The organism is Rhizobium sp. Root483D2 (assembly GCF_001426685.1).
In the GTDB taxonomy this organism is placed as follows: domain Bacteria; phylum Pseudomonadota; class Alphaproteobacteria; order Rhizobiales; family Rhizobiaceae; genus Pararhizobium; species Pararhizobium qamdonense.
Genome location: NZ_LMFB01000004.1, coordinates 80,423 through 97,993, shown reverse-complemented (window position 1 = coordinate 97,993; position 17,571 = coordinate 80,423). Strand labels below are relative to the sequence as shown.

Sequence of the window (17,571 nt, the reverse complement as noted above, 5' to 3'; positions counted from 1 at the left end):
GGTCTGCCAGCTTGACCGGCGGCCGCTGGCGCTGCAAACAATCGGCATGACCACACGTCCTGCCGATTCCGGGCGCGTCTACGATGCGCCGTCCAACAACTGGGTGTACCGCGTGCTGCCAAGGCCGCTCTGGCCCTATGCGCAGCTTGCCCGCTGGGACCGGCCGATCGGCTGGCAACTGTTGATGTGGCCCTGCTTCTGGTCGGCGGCACTTGCCGCCAACGCGGCGGCGGCGCTCGGCACGTTTTCGGCCGGCCGCTTCGTCTTCCATCTTCTGCTGTTCTTCATCGGCGCTGTCGCCATGCGCGGCGCCGGCTGTACCTATAATGACATCATCGACCATGACATCGACATGGAGGTGGCGCGCACCCGCTCGCGGCCCCTGCCGTCGGGCCGTGTCACACGGTTGCAGGCGAAGGTTTTCATGGTGCTGCAGGCGCTTGCCGGGCTGATCGTGCTCTTGCAGTTCAACGGCTTTTCCATTGGCCTTGGCATCTTCTCGCTGATCTTCGTCGCCGTCTATCCGTTTGCCAAGCGCTTTACCGACTGGCCGCAATTCTTCCTCGGCCTTGCCTTTTCCTGGGGCGCGATCATGGGCTGGGCAGCGGAATTCGGCTCGATCGCGCTGGCCCCGGTTGTCCTCTACGCCGCAGCCATCGCCTGGACGGTGGGGTACGACACGATCTATGCCTATCAGGACAAGGAGGATGACGAACTGATCGGCGTGCGCTCAACGGCGCGGCGCTTCGGCGATCGTCCGCGCCCTTGGCTCTTTGCGCTGTACGGTATGACCATCCTGCTGCTGTTCGTGGCGTTTGCGCTGGCTGGCGCCGGGCTGCTTGCCTATCTCGGACTTCTGATGGCAGCCGTACTTCTGTTCTATCAGATCCTCGTGCTCGACATCCACGATGCCGCCCAATGCCTGACGCTGTTCAAGTTCAACAACGTCGTCGGGCTGATCCTGTTTGTTAGCCTTTGTGCAGCCCTGATTGTTCGGCTTGCATAAAAAAACCCTCCGGATGGCCGGAGGGCAGTGGGCAAAGTATGTCGAGGCTTAAGCCCAGCTCATGTCCTTCTCGCGGGTCTTCTTTGTTCTGGCAAAGCGGGCGGAAAAGGCGGCAATGGCCGCAAGGATGAATGTGCGCATGATCTGTCTCCTTCTCGTGCGGGCAATGTGCTGTCTGCCTGTGGCATCAAGAAGGCGCTTCCGGGGTTTTTCAGAGGCTTGCTAAGTAGCTGAAAACACAAACAAAAAACCGGCTGCAGGGACAGCCGGTCGTTTGCACTGGAGGAAGGCTTTAAGATTGTGTCGAAACTCAGTTACGGGCGATGATCTCGCGGCCGTCGATCTTCATGTTGACACCCAGGCTGCCGGTCGCGCGGCGCATCAGGAAGCGCGGGCGGCGGTCGTTGAACAGAGAGTGGCGGCGGCGCGGCTTGATATCGCGGGTGCGGACTTCGCCGAGATGCTCTTCCAGCGGGCGGGCGACGCCGTCGGCTTCGACCATCAGCATCGGGATCCGGTAGGCTTCCGACCAGGTGCGCCAGTCGGCGGCAATGTCGGAAAGATCGTGGGCAACCAGAAGTGGGATGCAGAGATCAGGGTCGTCATGATGCAGTTCAAGCGTCACAGTCACTTCTCCGTCTCCATGGTCGATGGCACGGGCGGCCACGCCTTTGAAAGCGCGGGCCGGCAGGGCGATCGACAGCGGCAGGCCGCTGGATGGCAAAACCTTGCGCAGGACAGCTCCACGCTCGTCCAGGCTTATGGTGACATTGCTGGACTGTCCGTGCAAGGTGTAGCTTGCCTGCTGGGGAAAGCGCTTCGGATCCAGTCGCAGTGTGGTTTCAACCCAAGCCGGTTGGGAAAGTGTCTTTAGCATTTCAATCGCCCTTGTTTTCCTTGAGAGCCGGTTCCCGGTCTTCTCGTCGGGACTTTTCGTCCTCTGTGAGCCAAGGATAGGCGGGCCGGGTTTGAGACCACTTAAAAATCGCAGTTAAAAAACTTTGCATTTCCTGATGGTTAGCAAAGGCCAACGCAGCAGGGTTTCTCAAATCTGAAGAAAATCGGCAGAATTTTGCCGATCCCCCAATCCCGCGCCGCCGGGGTGAGGAAAAGCCACGCACAAGCAAGACCGGCGATGGTGTCTCTTAATATGGCCGCACTGCGCGGCATTGCGTCCGTCGTTGCCCCTTGGCGCCGGGCGGTTTCAGGCGATCGGCAGAGCGGCAATGGTTTCCACCTACATCGACTACAACCTCCTCACGCGCGACATGAAGACCAGTCTTCAGCGGACCGCGCAGCAGACGCTGGTCGCCCGCGAAACCGAGTATTACAAGGCCAATATCGGCAACGTCACCTCGATCGACGAGTTCCTCGGCGACTACAGGCTCTATGCCTATGCCATGAAGGCACATGGCCTGGAAGACATGACTTATGCCAAGGCCTTCATGCGAAAGGTGCTGGAGAGCGACCTTAGCGACGACAACAGCTACGCCAATATGCTGACGGATGACCGCTACCAGAATTTCGCCAGGGCATTCAGTTTCTCCCAGTCGACCGAGGTGGTCCAAAGTGATGCACAGGAAGACGCGCTGATCGGCCTGTATAATCAGTCAGTCTCCAACATCGATACAAAGATGGTCCAGGAGACGCGCTACTACGATACAATGATGGACACGATCACCAACGTGGACCAGCTCCTGCAGAATGACAGGTTACGGTCCTACACGTTTCAGGTCTTCGGCGTTGACGCGAAATATTTCAACTATGCCCAGGTGCGCGGCGCGCTGACGAGCGATCTCAACGATCCCAACAGCTACTTCAACACCAATTTCGCACCCGCGCTGGACGCGGCAATCGCCACTAAGGCCTCGTCCGACCAGGCGCTTTCAGCCCTGTCGAGCCGTGTCCAGTCGCAGACGCGCATCACCAATATCGATGCTCTGCTCGCGCGGCCCGACACATCGGATGAAGACAAGGTGACGCTGCAGGCGGAAAAAACCACGCTGCAGAACAATATTGCCACCATCAATGCCGCTTTCCCGGAGATGACCTCCAATATCGATGCCTATGCCGGCGTCGAGGCTGAAATCCGCGATCTGCGCACGCAGATGAACCAGCCAGATGTCACCGAGGCCGAGAAGGCTGCGTTCCAGGCTGAGATCGACGAGCGCCAGACCGCGCTGAAAACCATGAAGGGCGTGAATTTCTACGCCACCGACCTGCAGACCAAACAGCAGGAAAGCACCGCCACGATCGCGCGGATCGCCGTCTTCAAGGACCTGGCCCTGATGTATGATTTCGCAGCGGATGGCTCCGTGCCGTCGGGCGGAACGGCGCAGGCGGCAGACAGCCGCAAGGCGACGCAGGAAGTCTACGCCTACAAGGCGCCGCGCGCGACGAACTCGGTCGCCGTGCTGCACAAGGCCTATTATGAGGAAACGATCGCCAACGTCACCACGGTCGCGCAGATCAAGGGTGACAGCCGGCTCTATTCCTATATCCTCACGGCCTTCGGCCTGCCGTCGAGCACCACGGTCACGATGCTCGAAAGCATTCTGACCAGCGATCCCAATGACCCGGCAAGCTACGTCAACACCAAGGGCGGCGAATACAATGCCGCCTACAAGACCTTGCGGGCCGCGTTCAACTTCCAGACGGACGGGACGCTCGCCGCCGGCGACAAGCCGCAGACGGCGGCGCAGATCAAGACGACCTCCGACAATTACATGGTGCGCTATAACGATGCCGACGAAGCGGCTGACGCGACCCTGATCAATTCCTTCAAGAGCCTGATGAAGATCGTCTCCAATGTCGATGATCTGATTGCAGACACCAAGATCATGAAACTGGCGCTGACTGCGGTCGGCCTTGAAAACGAAAGCGATACGGCGCGCAAGATCAGGAGAGTGCTGACCAGCGATCTCACCGATCCGAAGAGCTATGTCTATACGCTGAAGGACGACCGCTATCTGCAGCTGGCAAAGGCGTTCAATTTCAATGCGGACGGATCGGCCGGCGTGCCGATGCTGGCGCAGGCCGAATCCGAAATCCTCAACACCGCCAAGTCCTATGTCATCGAAAAGAGCCGTTTCGCGACCGAGGACGTCAAGACCAAGGCGACCGAGGAAGCGAAATATTACAGCGCCGAGATTTCGAAGGTCAAATCCCTCGACGAGCTCCTGTCCAACCGGCGCCTGGTCGATTTCGTGCTTGTTTCCGCCGGGCTGGATCCGGAAAAAGTGTCGACCGACCACGTCCGCAAGATGTTTCAGTCCGATTTCAGCGATCCGGACAGCTTCATCAACAAGGAGCCGGACACGACGATCTACAAGGAACTCGTCGCCTCCTACAATTTCGACAGCAAGGGGGAGCTCGCCCGCCCCGAACTGGGCATCCAGACCAAGCGCGGCCTGCTCGAGACGGAAGATCTTTATCTCAACCAGACCCTGGAGCAGCAAAGGGGCGAGGACAATGCCGGCGTGCGGCTTGCACTCTATTTCCGGCGTCAGGCAAGCGGCATCAACACCGCTTACGATCTTCTGGCCGACAGCGCCCTTCTGCAGGTTATCCAGACCACATTCAGCATCCCCGAGGCCATGTCGAGTGCCGATGTCGATGTGCAATATGCCTATATCAACCGGCTGCTCGACGTGAAAGACCTGCAGGATCCGGACAAGCTGGAAAAGCTGCTGCTGCGCTTCACAGCCCTTTACGACGTCGAAAACAATGTCGATATTTCCGCTGCCCAGCTGATCCTGTCGGGCGGTGGTGGTGGCGGCATCAGCGCCGATACGCTGTTCAGCCTGTCGCAGCTGCGCCTGGGCGGCTTCTGATACCGGATATCAATCAGCCTTCAGCACCTTGCCGGGGTTCATGATCCCGGCCGGATCGAACGCGTGCTTGATCCGCTGCATCAGGTCGATCTCGATCGCCGGGCGGACGTCTGCCAATTCGTCGCGCTTCAGCTGGCCGATGCCGTGTTCGGCAGAGATCGAGCCGTTATACGACAGGACGATGCCGTGAACGATCGCGTTGATCTCGCGCCAGCGGCCGATGAACTGATCCTTGTCGGCGCCGATGGGCTGCGAGATGTTGTAGTGGATATTGCCGTCGCCCATATGGCCGAACGAGCAGATGCGGGCGCCAGGAATGGCCTTCATCACGGCCGCATCGGCTTGCGCCATAAAGGCCGGAATGCTGGAGACCGGCACCGAGACGTCATGCTTGATCGACCCGCCTTCCGGCTTTTGCGCCGGCGACATGCTTTCGCGCATGTGCCACAGGCTCTTGCGCTGCGCCTCGCTGGTGGCGACAACCGCATTTTCGATCAGGCCGCTGGCGATTTCGGTTTCGAGCACCGCCTGCATCATCCGTTCGGCGCTTTCGGCTGAATCGGCGGTCGAAATGTCGATCAACGCGTACCAGGCATGCACCGTCTCCATCGGGTCGCGCACGCCGGGAATATGCTTTACGGTGAATTCGACGCCCAGGCGCGGCATCAGTTCGAAACCGGTGAGCGCCGGACCGCACAGGCTTGAGGCCTTGTCGAACAGGGCAAGCGCATCCTCGACACTTTTCAGGCCGGCAAAGGCAACCTGATGGCCGCGCGGCTGCGGAAACAGTTTGAGCACCGCGCCGGTGATGATGCCCAGCGTGCCTTCGGCGCCGATGAACAGATCGCGCAGGTCGTAGCCGGTATTGTCCTTCTTCAAGCGCCGCAGCCCGTCCCAGATTTCCCCTGTTGGCAAGACCACTTCGAGGCCCAGGCACAGTTGCCGCATATTGCCATAGGCAAGCACGGCGGTGCCTCCGGCATTGGTGGAAAGATTGCCGCCGATCCGGCAGGATCCTTCCGAGCCGAGCGAGAGGGGAAACAGCCGGTCATGGGCCTCCGCCGCCTTCTGGATATCGGCGAGAATGCAGCCGGCATCGGCAACGATGACATTGCCGACGGGGTCGATATCGCGGATGCGGTTCAGCCGTGCCAGAGACAGGACGATATCCTGGGCGCCCGTGCGCGGAATCTGCCCCGCCACGTGGCCGGTATTGCCGCCCTGCGGCACGATCGCCACACCGGTTTCGCTGGCAAGCTTGAGAATTTGCGATACCTCCTGAACGCTGCCGGGCTTCAGCACCAATGGTGCATTGCCCTTGTAGAGACCACGGGATTCGACGAGATAGGGCGCAATATCCGCCTCATCCGTCAGCGCGTTGGCGGCGCCGACGATGGCGGTAAAGCGGGCGATCAGATCGGCGGAGGGCAGGGTGTTGGTCATAGGCTCATTCCCGTGGTGCGGCAGCGCGTTCGATGCGGTCGAGGATGGCCTCGCCGAGGCCCTCGCTGGGGATCACGCCAAAGGCAATGGTCTTGGCGCCGGACGCATCGGCCCGTTTCATGAAGGCAAACAGGTTGGCAGCCGCTTCGCGCAGGTTTCCCGATGGGCTTAGGTCGAGGATGACAACGGCGTTCTCCTCGCCGGCCAACGGCGTGCCGCCAAATTTGATCAGCGCTTCACCGGCTTTGACATCCGTAGCGTTCAGCCGCACGGCAGCACCCGGCGCGTAATGCGATGCCAGCATGCCCGGCGCCTCGATCACGGCTCCCGCCGCTTGCGGCCGTGTGACGGTCCTGCCGGTCAGCGCCTCGATCTCGGCGGCATCCAGGCCACCGGGCCGCAGCAGCCGGATGTCGTCGCCTTCCACCTTGATGATGGTCGATTCCAAGCCGATTTCGGCAGCGCCGGCGTCGAGAATCAACGCCAGCTTGCCGCCAAGATCGGCCTCGACATGCGCAGCGCTGGTCGGGCTGATTTTGCCGGATGTGTTGGCGCTGGGCGCTGCCAAGGGTTTGCCGAACCGGGCAATCACCTGCCGGGAAAATCCGTCCGGCATGCGGATGCCCAGCGTATCGAGACCGGCCGAGGCCAGCGGGTGTACGCCACTGTTTGGCTTCAACGCCAGGATCAGGGTCAGCGGTCCGGGCCAGAGGGCTTCGGCCAGTTGCCGCGACAGCGGATCGAAGCTGACATAGGCCTCGGCCATCGCGAAATCCGAGACATGGCAGATCAGCGGATTGAAGCGCGGGCGGCCCTTCATTTCATAGATGCGGCTGATGGCATCAGGATTGGTGGCGTCTGCCGCCAGTCCATAGACCGTCTCGGTCGGGATCGCCACCGGCAGGCCTTCGCCCAGCATCTCGCAAGCGATTGTCAGGGCCCGGTCCGGCTCGGTCCGCGTGTCTATGATCAGGGCCATCAAACTTCCAAACGTCAATGCGCCCTCTTACGAAAGACAGGCAGGCGCGATGGCGTTTCCTTACAGCGCAAGGCCGGGTATTGCCAAGCGCATTCGAAGGCTGATGCGGTCAGAGGCTGCCAATGATCTTGCGAAGCTCGGCATTGCGCGCGCCGAGCAAAAGCACGTTCTTCAGCGCTTCCTTGGGGTCGCGGGTGCGAAACAGCAGCCCGTTGTCATGCACGGCGCGATTGACGGTCAGCTTGCCGGCCTCGGCATCCATCTCGGTTGCGACAGCGAAATACATCCGCGAATAGCCGAGCTTGATCTTCTCGAAGAAATGCTGGTCGTCGCCGATATCGGAGAAGAAATTGGCGATATAGAACGACCAGCGCACATCCTCGAATTTGGCAAAGCGGGTTCTGGCGGCGGTGACATGGCAATAGCCGAGATGCGGGCTGTCGGCGAGCGTGCGGTGAAACAGCAGTTTCGGAAAGCGGATCGAGCGATGGAAACCGTTGATCCGGTCATGCGTAACCGTGCCGGCGGCCTCGAGCTTCTTGCCGGTGCGGACAGCCACTTCCTGATGGGTCAGGTAACGTTTTTCGGCCGCGCTCCATTGCTGATGGTTCCGGTTGATCCGCCCGGTGCGCAGGAATTCGGTATAGATCGCCGCCTTCGGCGAGGGGGCCGGCTCCTTGACCTTGGCGGCATCGAAATATCTCAAGTTTGACATCGGCCTCTACCAGACTGCGGTGGAATGCGTGGCGCGCATTGCGGGGCTAATCGCGAATGCGACGAGGCTACCCGGTTATGGTTAATGCAGTCTTTCGGCGCATCAATCTTTCGTGGCGAAACCGGCACATGGCAAGGCGCGTATGTGTGGCGGGCGATGTCGCAAAGAGGCCGTATCCTGGCCGATTGCCGAAGCGTTGTGCGGAAAACCCGGCTTTTGATCCAAATCCGGCAGATCGCCTTGTTTATGCTTATAAAATAGACAGGTGAGCCTTGCCTCCCCGCAATCTGTTGCGTGTCGTCATTCTGGAATCGGATGTCGTTAATCGGCGGCTGTTTTCGTGGGCGTGAGGATTAGATGAAGACACTCAAGGTGCCACCTTTATAGGGAGGGCGGAGAATTGGGAAGCCGGTCGAAATCCGGCGCTGCCCCCGCAACGGTGGTGGAGCGAAACCTCGGCAAAAGGCCACTGGAGAAATCCGGGAAGGCGCCGGGATCGTCCGCAAGGACAGCTCCAGAGCCCGGAAACCAGCCTTGTGATGAAATTGATATCTGGGTTGCGGCGGGCAGCCGGAAGGAGAACCACTATATCCACGCGCTCTCCCGGCGCGGCGGCGGTTCCTTTCCTGCCTGCGGCAACCTTCAAAAGAACGTTGGCGAGCACAAGGGAAATGACCATGGATCTCCGCAGTGAAGTCCTCCGCAAATTGACGAACCGCCGGGACACCCACAGTCTCGAACAGGCCTTCTATACCGATCCGGACCTCTACAGGCTCGATATGGAGGAGATCTGGTACAAGGACTGGCTGTTCATCGGCCATGACTGCGAAATCCCGAAATCCGGCAATTATGTCACCGTGCAGGTCGGCGAATATCCTGTTGTCATCGTCCGCGACCGTGCGGGGACCGTGCGCGCGCTCCACAATTCCTGCCGCCACCGCGGCTCGCGCGTCTGCGCCGGTGCCAAGGGGTCATCCGCCAAGCTTGTCTGTCCCTATCACCAGTGGACCTATGAGCTGGACGGCAAGCTTCTGTTTGCCCGCCAGATGGGCGAGGATTTCGACAAGAACCAGCACGGCCTGAAACCAATCCATTGCGAAACCATCGGCGGCTACATCTTCATCTGCCTGGCTGACGAGGCGATGGATTTCCAGCCGGTGCGCGACATGGTCTCGTCCTATCTGACGCCGCACAATCTGAAGGATACCAAGGTCGCCTTCGAAAGCACGATCATCGAAAAGGGCAACTGGAAGCTCGTCTGGGAAAACAACCGCGAATGCTATCATTGCGCGGCAAACCACCCCGAGCTTTGCCGCACCTATCCGGAAGCCCCGACCGCCACCGGCGTGCAGGGTGCCAAGGATGATCCGGTCATCGCCGCCCATTGGGCCCATTGCGAAGCCTCCGGCCTGCCGAGCGAATTCAAGATCGATCACACCGGCCAGTTCCGCGTTGCCCGCATGCCGCTGATCGAAGGCGCCGAAAGCTACACCATGTCCGGCAAACGCGCCGTCAAGCGCCAGCTGTCTGATGATGTCAATCAGAGCCAGATCGGCACGCTGCTCCTGTTCCATTATCCAAGCACCTGGAACCATGTGCTGGCCGACCACGCCATCACTTTCCGCGTCCTGCCGCTTGGCCCCGAACTCACCCAGGTCACCACTAAATGGCTGGTGCACAAGGATGCCGTCGAAGGCGTTGACTATACGATCGACGAACTGACGCATGTCTGGACCGAGACCAACGACCAGGACCGCCAGATCGTCGAGGAAAACGCGTTCGGCATCCGCTCGCCCGCCTATCAGCCCGGCCCCTATTCGCCGGAGCATGAAGGCGGCGTGATGCAGTTCGTCGAGTGGTACACCAACTTCATGGCCGAGCGCCTGAAGGGCAAGTCCATCTCCACCCCTCTGGTCCGGGTCGCCTGACATGACGATTGCCTCATCCTTCCGGCACTTCGACGAGTTGCAGCCGTTCAACGACCGCCAGCAACTGCTGGAATGCATTTCCGTCACCGCCGAAGGGCCGGATGTGATGACGTTCGGCTTCAAGGCCGACAAGGACAGCTGGTTCCGTTACCTGCCGGGCCAGTTCGTCACGCTTGAACTGCCGGTAACGCCGGATGATCCGGTGATGCGCACCTATACGCTGTCCTCGACCCCGTCACGGCCGTTTTCCATCGCCGTGACCGTCAAGGCCCAGGCATCCAGCATCGGCACGCGCTGGATGTTTGAAAACCTGAAGCCGGGCATGAAGCTGAAGGCATTCGGCCCGCTCGGCGATTTCTCCTTCGTGCGCCATCCCGGCGAAAAATACCTGTTCATCTCGGCGGGTTCCGGCATCACGCCGATGATGTCGATGACCCGCTGGATGGCCGATTGTGCCCCGCAGACGGACGTCTCGTTCCTGTCCTGCGCCCGCCAGCCCGACGATCTGCTGTTTCGCGACGAGCTGGAAAACATCTCCCGCAACATGCCCAATCTCAATCTCGGCTTCATCGTCGAGACCCATGCGCCGCGCCACAGCTGGCACGGGCTGCGTGGCCGCATCGAGACATCGAAGCTGGCGCTCTTGGCGCCGGATTTCCGCGAGCGCACCGTGTTCTGCTGCGGCCCCGAACCGTTCATGCGCGGCGTCAAATCCATGCTGGAAAGCGTCGGTTTCGACATGAACCGCTATCACGAGGAAAGCTTTCAGCCGGCCAATGCGCCGGATCCGGCAGAGCTTGCCATCCGCGCCGGTGCCGGCGAAGCGGATGCGACGGCGGTTGCCACCGTCACCTTCACCATGGCCGGCAAGGAGGCCAAGTGTCAGCCCGGCCAGACCATCCTGCAGACGGCGCGTTCCGCCGGCGTGCGCATCGGCGCCGCCTGCGAGGGCGGGCTGTGCGGCACCTGCCGGGTGATGAAGATTTCCGGGGAAGTGGATATGAACCACAATGGCGGCATCCTCGACGACGAAATCGACGAAGGCTACATCCTGGCCTGCTGTTCCCGCCCGATCGGAGACGTGCAGATCGAGGCGTAATGGCCTCTTTTTGGGGACGGCGGCCCCTCATCCGCCCTGCCGGGCACCTTCTCCACGCTCGCGGGGAGAAGGGACCTGCGGCAACCTCTGTCGTCCCCTCTCCCCGCAAGCGGGGAGAGGGCTAGGGTGAGGGGCAAGCGGCAACCGGGATATCGGCCGGTTCACTGCATCAGGATTCCGGCACAGCCGCAGGTGCACCAGCGCTCGAGCGGCAGGCGGCAAACACATCCAGTGCGGGATTGTAGACCTTGGTCATGACATCCATCATGCCCAGAACGGTATGAAACAGATTGTCGTGCGAGGTGGGCGTGTCGGCGCGGGCCTTGAGGCAGGCGCGATCAAGGCCTGTCAGCTGGGCATACTGGTCGGAAAACCAGGCGATGAACGGCACATGGGTCTGCTCGACAGGGGCGAACATATAGGGCGCGCCATGCAGGAACATGCCGTTCTCGCCAAGCGATTCGCCATGATCGGACATATAGATCATCGCCCCGTCGACCGTATCCTGATGCTTCTTCAAAAGCTTGATGACTTCGGCGAGGTTGTGATCGGTGTAGAGGATCGAATTGTCATAGGCGTTGACGATCTCCTCGCGTGAGCAATCGGAGAGCTGCGGCGTGCGGCAATCCGGCTGGAAGCGGCGGAATTCCTCCGGATAACGCTGATAATAGGACGGGCCGTGGCTGCCGAGCTGATGCAGCACGATAACGGTGTTTTTGGTCGTGCCGGCCAGCTTTTCATCAAGTTTGCTCAGGAAAATATCGTCCAGGCAGCCGTCCTCCTTGCAGAGCGGACTGTTTTTCTGCTTGGTCAGGCTGGCAAAGCTGATGAGATCGGCGATGCCCTTGCTGCCGGTATTGTTGTCCCACCAGTAGCCGTCAATGCCCGCGCGGCGCAGAACGTCCATCAGCGTGTCGGTAGAGCGGCCCTTGCGGTCGCTATAGTCCTTGCGGCCATAGACGGAAAACATGCACGGCAGGGATACGGCGGTTGCCGTTCCGCAGCTGCTGGTCTTGGTGAAGTTGGTTACTCCCAGCGTCTTCAGCTCCGGGTTGGTCTCGCGCGCATAGCCGTTAAGGGAAAAGTTCATCGCGCGTGCGGTTTCACCGGCGACGATGATGGTGACGACGGGTTTTTTGGCCTTTGCCGTGAGCGGGCCAAGCTTGGCATCGGTGCCGAGCGGCGCCCGCACGATGCCGATCTCGCGATAGGTGCTGACGCCCAGACCAATCGCCGAGGTAATCGCTGCAAACGGCGTCAGCTTGGCCATCATGTCGCGATGCTGCCGGATGCTGGAGGAAATGCCCGAATAATTCGAGACGATCAGCCCGACGCACAGCGCCAGGCAAAGCGAGATGACCGCCAGATTGACGAAAAACTTGCCGAAGAAAGGACGGTGCCGGATCCGCACCAGGCAGACCACTACAGATGGCAGAAAACCGTAGAGGAAAATGTGCAGGAGGAATTTGAACGTGATGAGTGGACCGGCTTCCTGCGGCGTCGTCACCACGGCGTTGCGGATCATTTCCTTGTCGATCACCACACCGAAGAAATCCGTGTAGTAGGAGGCCATCGCGCCTGCGATCAACAGGAAGACCAGAACCGGCTTGATCAGGTATTTGACCGAAAACACCACCACGCCGGCAAAGACCAGGAGGCTGATGGCCGCCACGAACGTGTAGAAGCTGAGGTGGAAACCGCCGAAGACATAGAAGGCTTCATTCCAGAACGTCAGGTTCTGGAAACACAGAATGAAGAGAACGGTAAGCAGGCTGAGCGGTATGCTGCCCATGCTGGGCCGCTGGAGAGAGCGAAAATTCAAGATGGGCTCCGGCAATCAAGGCAAAGAGGGTAACGATCCCTTTTTCTTGCGCTCGCCTGCTGACAGGAGCCTGAACGTTCGCAGCTTTTGCAGTTCGGTTTGTACAACCGGTAAACGCCGCGATGAAGGCAATTTCGGGGCGCCCGCTCAGCGCCTCATTTCTAGTGCGAGGCTCTAGAACAGGAAGTCGTGGATATCCAGTGCCGACATTTTCACGTTCTTCAACAGGATGCTGTCGCCGTTCAGGCCATCGATATACACGTCGTGGCCGACCTGTTTCATATGGTTCTTAACCAGGTCCTTGTAGTCGGTAATGCTGGCAAGCCCGGTCAGGTCGAGAATGTCGTGGTTTGAGCCGGTTGCCGCAAAATCGGTGATCGTGTCCTTGCCGTCCTTGGTGGCAAAGACGAACTGGTCGGCACCGGCGCCGCCGGTCAGGATATCGTTGCCGCCATGACCCCAGATAATATCGTTTCCGGCCTTGCCGTCGATGACGTTCTTGCCGCTATTGCCATGCAACTGGTTGGCCAGCGCGTTGCCGGTGGCATTGATGGCGGCCGCGCCATTCAGCGTCAGGTTCTCGAAATTGTTGCCGAGCGTGAAGGATACCGTCGATTTCACGAGGTCCGTGCCACCGCCGGCATTTTCCGAAATCTTGATCTTGGCGTCGCTGATCACATAGACGTCGTTGCCGCTGCCGCCATAGATCGTGCCGTTGACCTTGCCGCCGGTGCCGTCGAAATAGTCGTTGCCATTGCCCAGCTTGATGTCGCCGGTGATGGTGCCCTTGTTGAAGAGCGAATCGGCACCATTGCCGCCCAGGAATGCAGTGCCGGCCGATTTGATCAGGCCGCTATTCTGCAGGGTCGATTTGCTTGCCGCCGAAAAATCGATCGTGGCCAGCGATGCCTGCGTCCCGGTGATCGTGCCGTAATTGGTCACGGTCTCGCCGGCGCCGGCCACCTTGATGCCGCCGGCCGCCGTGATCGTCTTGTTGTTGGTGATGATCGTATCGTCGGCCGAGACGGCAATCGCATAGCCGGAGGCCTTGATCAGGCCGTTATTAGTGATCTTGCCGTCATCGCCGGTGAGCGTGATGGCATTTTTCAGCGCGGTGATGTCGCCGCTATTGGTGATGATCGCCACAGCGCCCGATGCCGCGATCGCGCCGCCCTTGGTCGAGATAACAGCGCCGTCATTGGTGATCGTCGCATTGGCGCCGGAGGAGGCGATGGTCGTCCCAACGCCTGTTGCGGTGCCGTGGTTGGTCAAAACAGCCGATTTGCCGCTGGATACGATCGCCGAGCCCTTGTCGGAGCGCAACTCGCCATTATTGGTGAGAATAGCCGAGGCACCGCGCAGTTGCACCACGTCCAGCGCCGCATGCGTGGTGCCGTGATTGATGATTTCCGCATTGCTGCCGGACGAGGCGATACCGATGCCGGCCGAGGAATCGATCAGGCCGGTATTGACGAGTTTGGTCGATACCGCAGCGATCGTGATCGCTGTCAGGCGTGCCGCCACCGTACCGTCATTGATGAGTTCCAGGCCGCCGCTGTCGATCTTCAGGCCGTATTCACTGCCTTTGACGACGCCGGATTTGCTGACGACGAACTGGCTCTTGCTGTCGGTCACTTCAGCCGTGCCGAACTGGAAGGCGTAGCTGGAGGCTGATAGCACCGTGCCGTTGATGTAGAAATTGCGCAGCGTTGCCGTGCCGGTGGCGAGGATGGCAGTCGCGTCCGTGCTCAGCGTGATCCCCTTGTTCAGGATAAACTCGCTGTCGGTGTCAAGAACCGTCACCTGCGTGGTGCGGTTGGTGCTGATCACGATCTTTTCGGTCATCTGCTCTTCATGTGCAGTGTCATTGACTTGGTTCACCGTCTCATACGGCAAAACGGGTAAACAAGGTTATCCCGGACACTGCATTTCCGCTCTTATGGTAAATTCGCGGTAACACCACAATAGCGATTTCTAGCGAAGGCCAAAGGGTATGAAGGTCTTGGCGATCGACCCCGTCACGGTCATGTCGATGCTTGTGCCAAGGCCGGAACCGGAGCCTGAGAAAGACTCGGCTTTTCCGGACGCAATCATCAGCGGTTTGTCCATCGGCTTTTCTGGCACCAGCTCGCCCTTCGCCCAGACCGTCTTCAGCGCTGCGGCAGTCATCGCTGCCACATTGACGTCGATATCGCTCAGCGTACCCGCCACCCGGTAGGGGCAATGCCGCTTGCCGCAATTGGGAGCGGCGGAGAATTGCCAGAGCGCATAGTCATCCCAGTTGCCCATCGGAAAGACGTTGCGGATGCCCGGCTTGTAGCGGGCATACCAGAGCGGTAGGCGTGACAGGAGCGGGAACCGGTCGCGGTTGGCGGCGATATAGGTGGCGGTAGCGTGATTGGTGTAGAGCATCGGATAGCGGCCGGTGCGGGTCTTGATATGACCGGCAAAAATCGCCGCGTCTTCCAGCGACATGTATTTTTCCGGATCGATGCCCTCGATATCGATCACCATCAGCTCGTCGTCGCGCGGGTCGGCATAATCGAGGAAATGGTTGGCCTGATCGACCGGATTGCCGGGGCGGGCGAGATGATAGGCGCCCCAGAGCAGGCCGCTTGCCCGGGCGATGAGCCGCCGTGTCTGGTAGAGTTCGCGGCTGACGGCATATTTGCGCCACATCGTCTTGCAGTGCGCCACGGTATCACCGGCGTGATCACCGGTGCAGGCAAAGCTCTCCGGCAATCCGTCCGATGCCTTGGAGATGAAGCCGGCAATGCGCTTGTCTTTCAGCATTGCGTCCCAGTCGATGATGTTCAGCTCATAGGCGTCGATGACAAGCGCGTGGCTGGCAGTTTTCCAGGGCATGAGATCGCGGGCCAGCGCCTGTTTCAATGGCGCAAGAAGACCGCCGCCGAAAAGCAACGCAACGCCGAGGCATGCGGCGAGGCGGAAAAACCTGCCCAAATGTGCTTTCCGGCGCTTTTCCATCCAGGGAGGGTGCGGAAAGATGGTTTACCAAGCGTTAACATGCCGGGCGCGCAACGCATTGCGCTGTTTAATTGCTGGCGGGCGGAACAAAAACAACCTGAAATCGTTCCACCCCACGACAATGCAGTCCAATAGCAAGTGATGGAGGAACCCGATGGGTGTTTTCAATTTAAAAGTGGCATCGCTGGCGCTGTCAGCCGTTTTGCTAGCCACCTCGTTCACGCCGTCGCAGGCCTTCACGCGTATTCCTGTTCCGGTCAAGGCGGAGCGCGTCACCGACGCTGATTCCGTTCAGTACCGCCGCCGTGGTGACGGCGACTTCAATCGCCGGGGCTATTACCGCCGGGGCGGATACTCCTATTACAACGGTCATCGCGGCTATAACCGCTACCGTCCGGGCTACCGCCAGTACAATGGCGCATGGTTCCCGCTCGGCGCCTTCGCAGCCGGCGCGATCATCGGCGGTGCGGTTGCCCAGCCTCCCATGCGTTATGGTGGAAGCCATGTCGAATGGTGCGCCAACCGCTATCGCAGCTACCGCGCCTACGACAACACCTATCAGCCCAACAACGGCCCACGCCGCCAGTGCAATTCACCTTACTGAGCTTACACTTCGATCAGCACAATTTCAGGCCGGGGCTTTGTCTCCGGCCTTTTTTTTGTGATGTGGGGGCTATCAGAGAATCCCGATCCTCTTCAGGATCGTCCAGGCCACACCCATCGACATCATGATCAAGAAACCGGCCAGCAGCGTGCCGTGAATGCCCTCGGCAAAGGGCAGCCCGCTGGTGTTCATGCCGAAAAAGCCTGTGACCAGCGTGGGCGGCAAGAGGAAAGCTGTCATCAGCGAGAGAATATAGAGATGCCGGTTGGTCTCGGACGAGAGCTTGCTGTCGATCTCCTCGTGCAGAAGCCGGGCGCGTTCCTGTAGCGCGAAGACATCGCGATCCACCGCTTCCAGTCTGTCCGACAGCCGCTCTGCACCATCGATGAAGCCATCGGGAACTTCGTCCTCCTCCGATGTGCTGGCGCGCCGCAACAGGGCCAGCAAGGTGCGCAGGTGCCGGTGCAGCCGCACGGCAGTTCGCCGCAGCGGTGCCAGACGCGGCTGGTGGTTGTGACCAGCCTCGCCATAGACATCGTCCTCGATGATATTAAGTTCTTCGGTCAGTTCCAGCACCAGGCTGATCAGCGTGCGCTGGAATTCGACCACCATCATCTCGAACAGGTCGATCGGCCGGGCGCAGCGGGCATTCTTCTCGACGGCGGCCTTGACCCGGTCGATGCTGCGCAGCGGATGCAGCCGCGTGGTGATGATGATCTTTTCAGTGACGGCAAAATGCAGCCAGCCGATGGTTTTGGTCTCCGCATCGAAGGTGCGCTCGAAATCGACCAGCGTGCCGTAGACCATATTGTCTGAAATGGTGACGGCGGCCTGCGTGTCATGGCTGGTCAAGGTCGAGAGCGCATTTTGCGGCAAGGTGGTGATGCGCTCGATCAAAGCAGGGGTGCGCGCATCGCTCAGTGCCAGATGCAGCCAGACCCAGCCGTCGCCCTCCATCAGCGCGTCGATCGACGAATCGGCTGCGATCCGCGCGCAGCGGCTTTCGCCCGGCAAGAAGCGATAGGCCCAGACGAGCCCCGGTATTTCGGAGGAAATCAGATTCATGCGGCAGGATCCCGGCAGAGGCCAGACTTCGCTGTATGCGGGTTTCATGACAGTTTTGTTACAGACTTGCGCGCCCGCTTGGATAAGCA

At 60.1% G+C, this 17,571-nt stretch carries 13 protein-coding genes and 1 riboswitch; of the genes, 5 read left to right on the top strand and 8 right to left on the bottom strand.

Going from position 1 to position 17,571, the window contains the following annotated elements; genetic code table 11:
• The first annotated feature begins 46 nt into the window (after positions 1-46).
• Complete coding sequence (gene ubiA, locus ASD32_RS03225; protein ID WP_060636460.1) at positions 47-1,006, top strand: 4-hydroxybenzoate octaprenyltransferase; 960 nt, start codon at positions 47-49, stop codon at positions 1,004-1,006.
• Positions 1,007-1,316: 310 nt separating this feature from the next.
• Here the strand turns inward: ubiA and ASD32_RS03220 are convergent, their stop codons facing one another.
• Positions 1,317-1,883 carry a DUF6101 family protein gene (locus ASD32_RS03220; RefSeq protein ID WP_060636459.1) on the bottom strand — a complete coding sequence of 189 codons (567 nt, stop codon included), beginning with the start codon at positions 1,881-1,883 and terminating at the stop codon, positions 1,317-1,319.
• Positions 1,884-2,232: 349 nt separating this feature from the next.
• Between ASD32_RS03220 and ASD32_RS03215 the strand changes: the two genes are divergently transcribed.
• A complete protein-coding gene (locus tag ASD32_RS03215; RefSeq protein WP_060636458.1) occupies positions 2,233-4,839 on the top strand; it encodes a DUF1217 domain-containing protein in 2,607 nt (868 codons plus the stop codon).
• A 9-nt stretch (positions 4,840-4,848) separates the two neighbouring features.
• Here the strand turns inward: ASD32_RS03215 and ASD32_RS03210 are convergent, their stop codons facing one another.
• The 3 genes from ASD32_RS03210 to ASD32_RS03200 all read right to left on the bottom strand — a co-directional run bounded on the left by ASD32_RS03210 (position 4,849) and on the right by ASD32_RS03200 (position 7,976).
• Positions 4,849-6,282: an FAD-binding oxidoreductase gene (locus ASD32_RS03210; protein WP_060636457.1), complete on the bottom strand. Its 1,434-nt coding sequence runs from the start codon at positions 6,280-6,282 to the stop codon at positions 4,849-4,851.
• A 4-nt stretch (positions 6,283-6,286) separates the two neighbouring features.
• Positions 6,287-7,261, bottom strand: a complete 975-nt coding sequence (locus ASD32_RS03205; RefSeq protein WP_060636456.1) for an L-threonylcarbamoyladenylate synthase — start codon at positions 7,259-7,261, stop codon at positions 6,287-6,289.
• A 109-nt stretch (positions 7,262-7,370) separates the two neighbouring features.
• Positions 7,371-7,976, bottom strand: a complete 606-nt coding sequence (locus ASD32_RS03200; protein ID WP_060636455.1) for a DUF6656 family protein — start codon at positions 7,974-7,976, stop codon at positions 7,371-7,373.
• 353 nt (positions 7,977-8,329) lie between these two features.
• Positions 8,330-8,528, top strand: a riboswitch (cobalamin riboswitch).
• Between the two features lie 125 nt (positions 8,529-8,653).
• Between ASD32_RS03200 and ASD32_RS03195 the strand changes: the two genes are divergently transcribed.
• Both ASD32_RS03195 and ASD32_RS03190 read left to right on the top strand, forming a co-directional pair.
• Positions 8,654-9,904: an aromatic ring-hydroxylating dioxygenase subunit alpha gene (locus ASD32_RS03195; RefSeq protein WP_060636454.1), complete on the top strand. Its 1,251-nt coding sequence runs from the start codon at positions 8,654-8,656 to the stop codon at positions 9,902-9,904.
• 1 nt (position 9,905) lies between these two features.
• Complete coding sequence (locus tag ASD32_RS03190) at positions 9,906-11,003, top strand: hybrid-cluster NAD(P)-dependent oxidoreductase (RefSeq protein ID WP_060636453.1); 1,098 nt, start codon at positions 9,906-9,908, stop codon at positions 11,001-11,003.
• Between the two features lie 169 nt (positions 11,004-11,172).
• Here ASD32_RS03190 and ASD32_RS03185 read toward each other — a convergent pair whose 3' ends face one another.
• The 3 genes from ASD32_RS03185 to ASD32_RS03175 form a co-directional block, all read right to left on the bottom strand.
• A complete protein-coding gene (locus ASD32_RS03185) occupies positions 11,173-12,795 on the bottom strand; it encodes a phosphoethanolamine--lipid A transferase (protein WP_060636452.1) in 1,623 nt (540 codons plus the stop codon).
• 204 nt (positions 12,796-12,999) lie between these two features.
• Complete coding sequence (locus ASD32_RS30915) at positions 13,000-14,670, bottom strand: calcium-binding protein (RefSeq protein ID WP_060636451.1); 1,671 nt, start codon at positions 14,668-14,670, stop codon at positions 13,000-13,002.
• Positions 14,671-14,799: 129 nt separating this feature from the next.
• Entirely contained in the window at positions 14,800-15,813 is a 1,014-nt protein-coding gene (locus tag ASD32_RS03175) for a GH25 family lysozyme (RefSeq protein ID WP_060636450.1), read from the bottom strand.
• A 154-nt stretch (positions 15,814-15,967) separates the two neighbouring features.
• On the opposite strand from ASD32_RS03175, the gene ASD32_RS03170 reads away from it, so the two are divergent.
• Positions 15,968-16,417 (top strand): BA14K family protein, encoded by a 450-nt coding sequence (locus ASD32_RS03170; RefSeq protein WP_060636449.1) that lies wholly within the window; start codon positions 15,968-15,970, stop codon positions 16,415-16,417.
• Positions 16,418-16,489: 72 nt separating this feature from the next.
• Here the strand turns inward: ASD32_RS03170 and ASD32_RS03165 are convergent, their stop codons facing one another.
• Entirely contained in the window at positions 16,490-17,482 is a 993-nt protein-coding gene (locus tag ASD32_RS03165; protein ID WP_060636533.1) for a transporter, read from the bottom strand.
• Positions 17,483-17,571 lie beyond the last annotated feature (89 nt).

What these genes read in the sequence shown, in the direction of transcription:
- ASD32_RS03185 (WP_060636452.1), bottom strand. Translation starts at nt 12,795, where the DNA reads ATGGGCAGCATACCGCTCAGCCTGCTTACCGTTCTCTTCATTCTGTGT.
- ubiA (WP_060636460.1), top strand. Translation starts at nt 47, where the DNA reads ATGACCACACGTCCTGCCGATTCCGGGCGCGTCTACGATGCGCCGTCC.
- ASD32_RS03215 (WP_060636458.1), top strand. Translation starts at nt 2,233, where the DNA reads ATGGTTTCCACCTACATCGACTACAACCTCCTCACGCGCGACATGAAG.
- ASD32_RS03195 (WP_060636454.1), top strand. Translation starts at nt 8,654, where the DNA reads ATGGATCTCCGCAGTGAAGTCCTCCGCAAATTGACGAACCGCCGGGAC.
- ASD32_RS03210 (WP_060636457.1), bottom strand. Translation starts at nt 6,282, where the DNA reads ATGACCAACACCCTGCCCTCCGCCGATCTGATCGCCCGCTTTACCGCC.
- ASD32_RS03175 (WP_060636450.1), bottom strand. Translation starts at nt 15,813, where the DNA reads ATGGAAAAGCGCCGGAAAGCACATTTGGGCAGGTTTTTCCGCCTCGCC.
- ASD32_RS03165 (WP_060636533.1), bottom strand. Translation starts at nt 17,482, where the DNA reads ATGAATCTGATTTCCTCCGAAATACCGGGGCTCGTCTGGGCCTATCGC.
- ASD32_RS03170 (WP_060636449.1), top strand. Translation starts at nt 15,968, where the DNA reads ATGGGTGTTTTCAATTTAAAAGTGGCATCGCTGGCGCTGTCAGCCGTT.
- ASD32_RS03190 (WP_060636453.1), top strand. Translation starts at nt 9,906, where the DNA reads ATGACGATTGCCTCATCCTTCCGGCACTTCGACGAGTTGCAGCCGTTC.
- ASD32_RS30915 (WP_060636451.1), bottom strand. Translation starts at nt 14,670, where the DNA reads ATGACCGAAAAGATCGTGATCAGCACCAACCGCACCACGCAGGTGACG.
- ASD32_RS03205 (WP_060636456.1), bottom strand. Translation starts at nt 7,261, where the DNA reads ATGGCCCTGATCATAGACACGCGGACCGAGCCGGACCGGGCCCTGACA.
- ASD32_RS03200 (WP_060636455.1), bottom strand. Translation starts at nt 7,976, where the DNA reads ATGTCAAACTTGAGATATTTCGATGCCGCCAAGGTCAAGGAGCCGGCC.
- ASD32_RS03220 (WP_060636459.1), bottom strand. Translation starts at nt 1,883, where the DNA reads ATGCTAAAGACACTTTCCCAACCGGCTTGGGTTGAAACCACACTGCGA.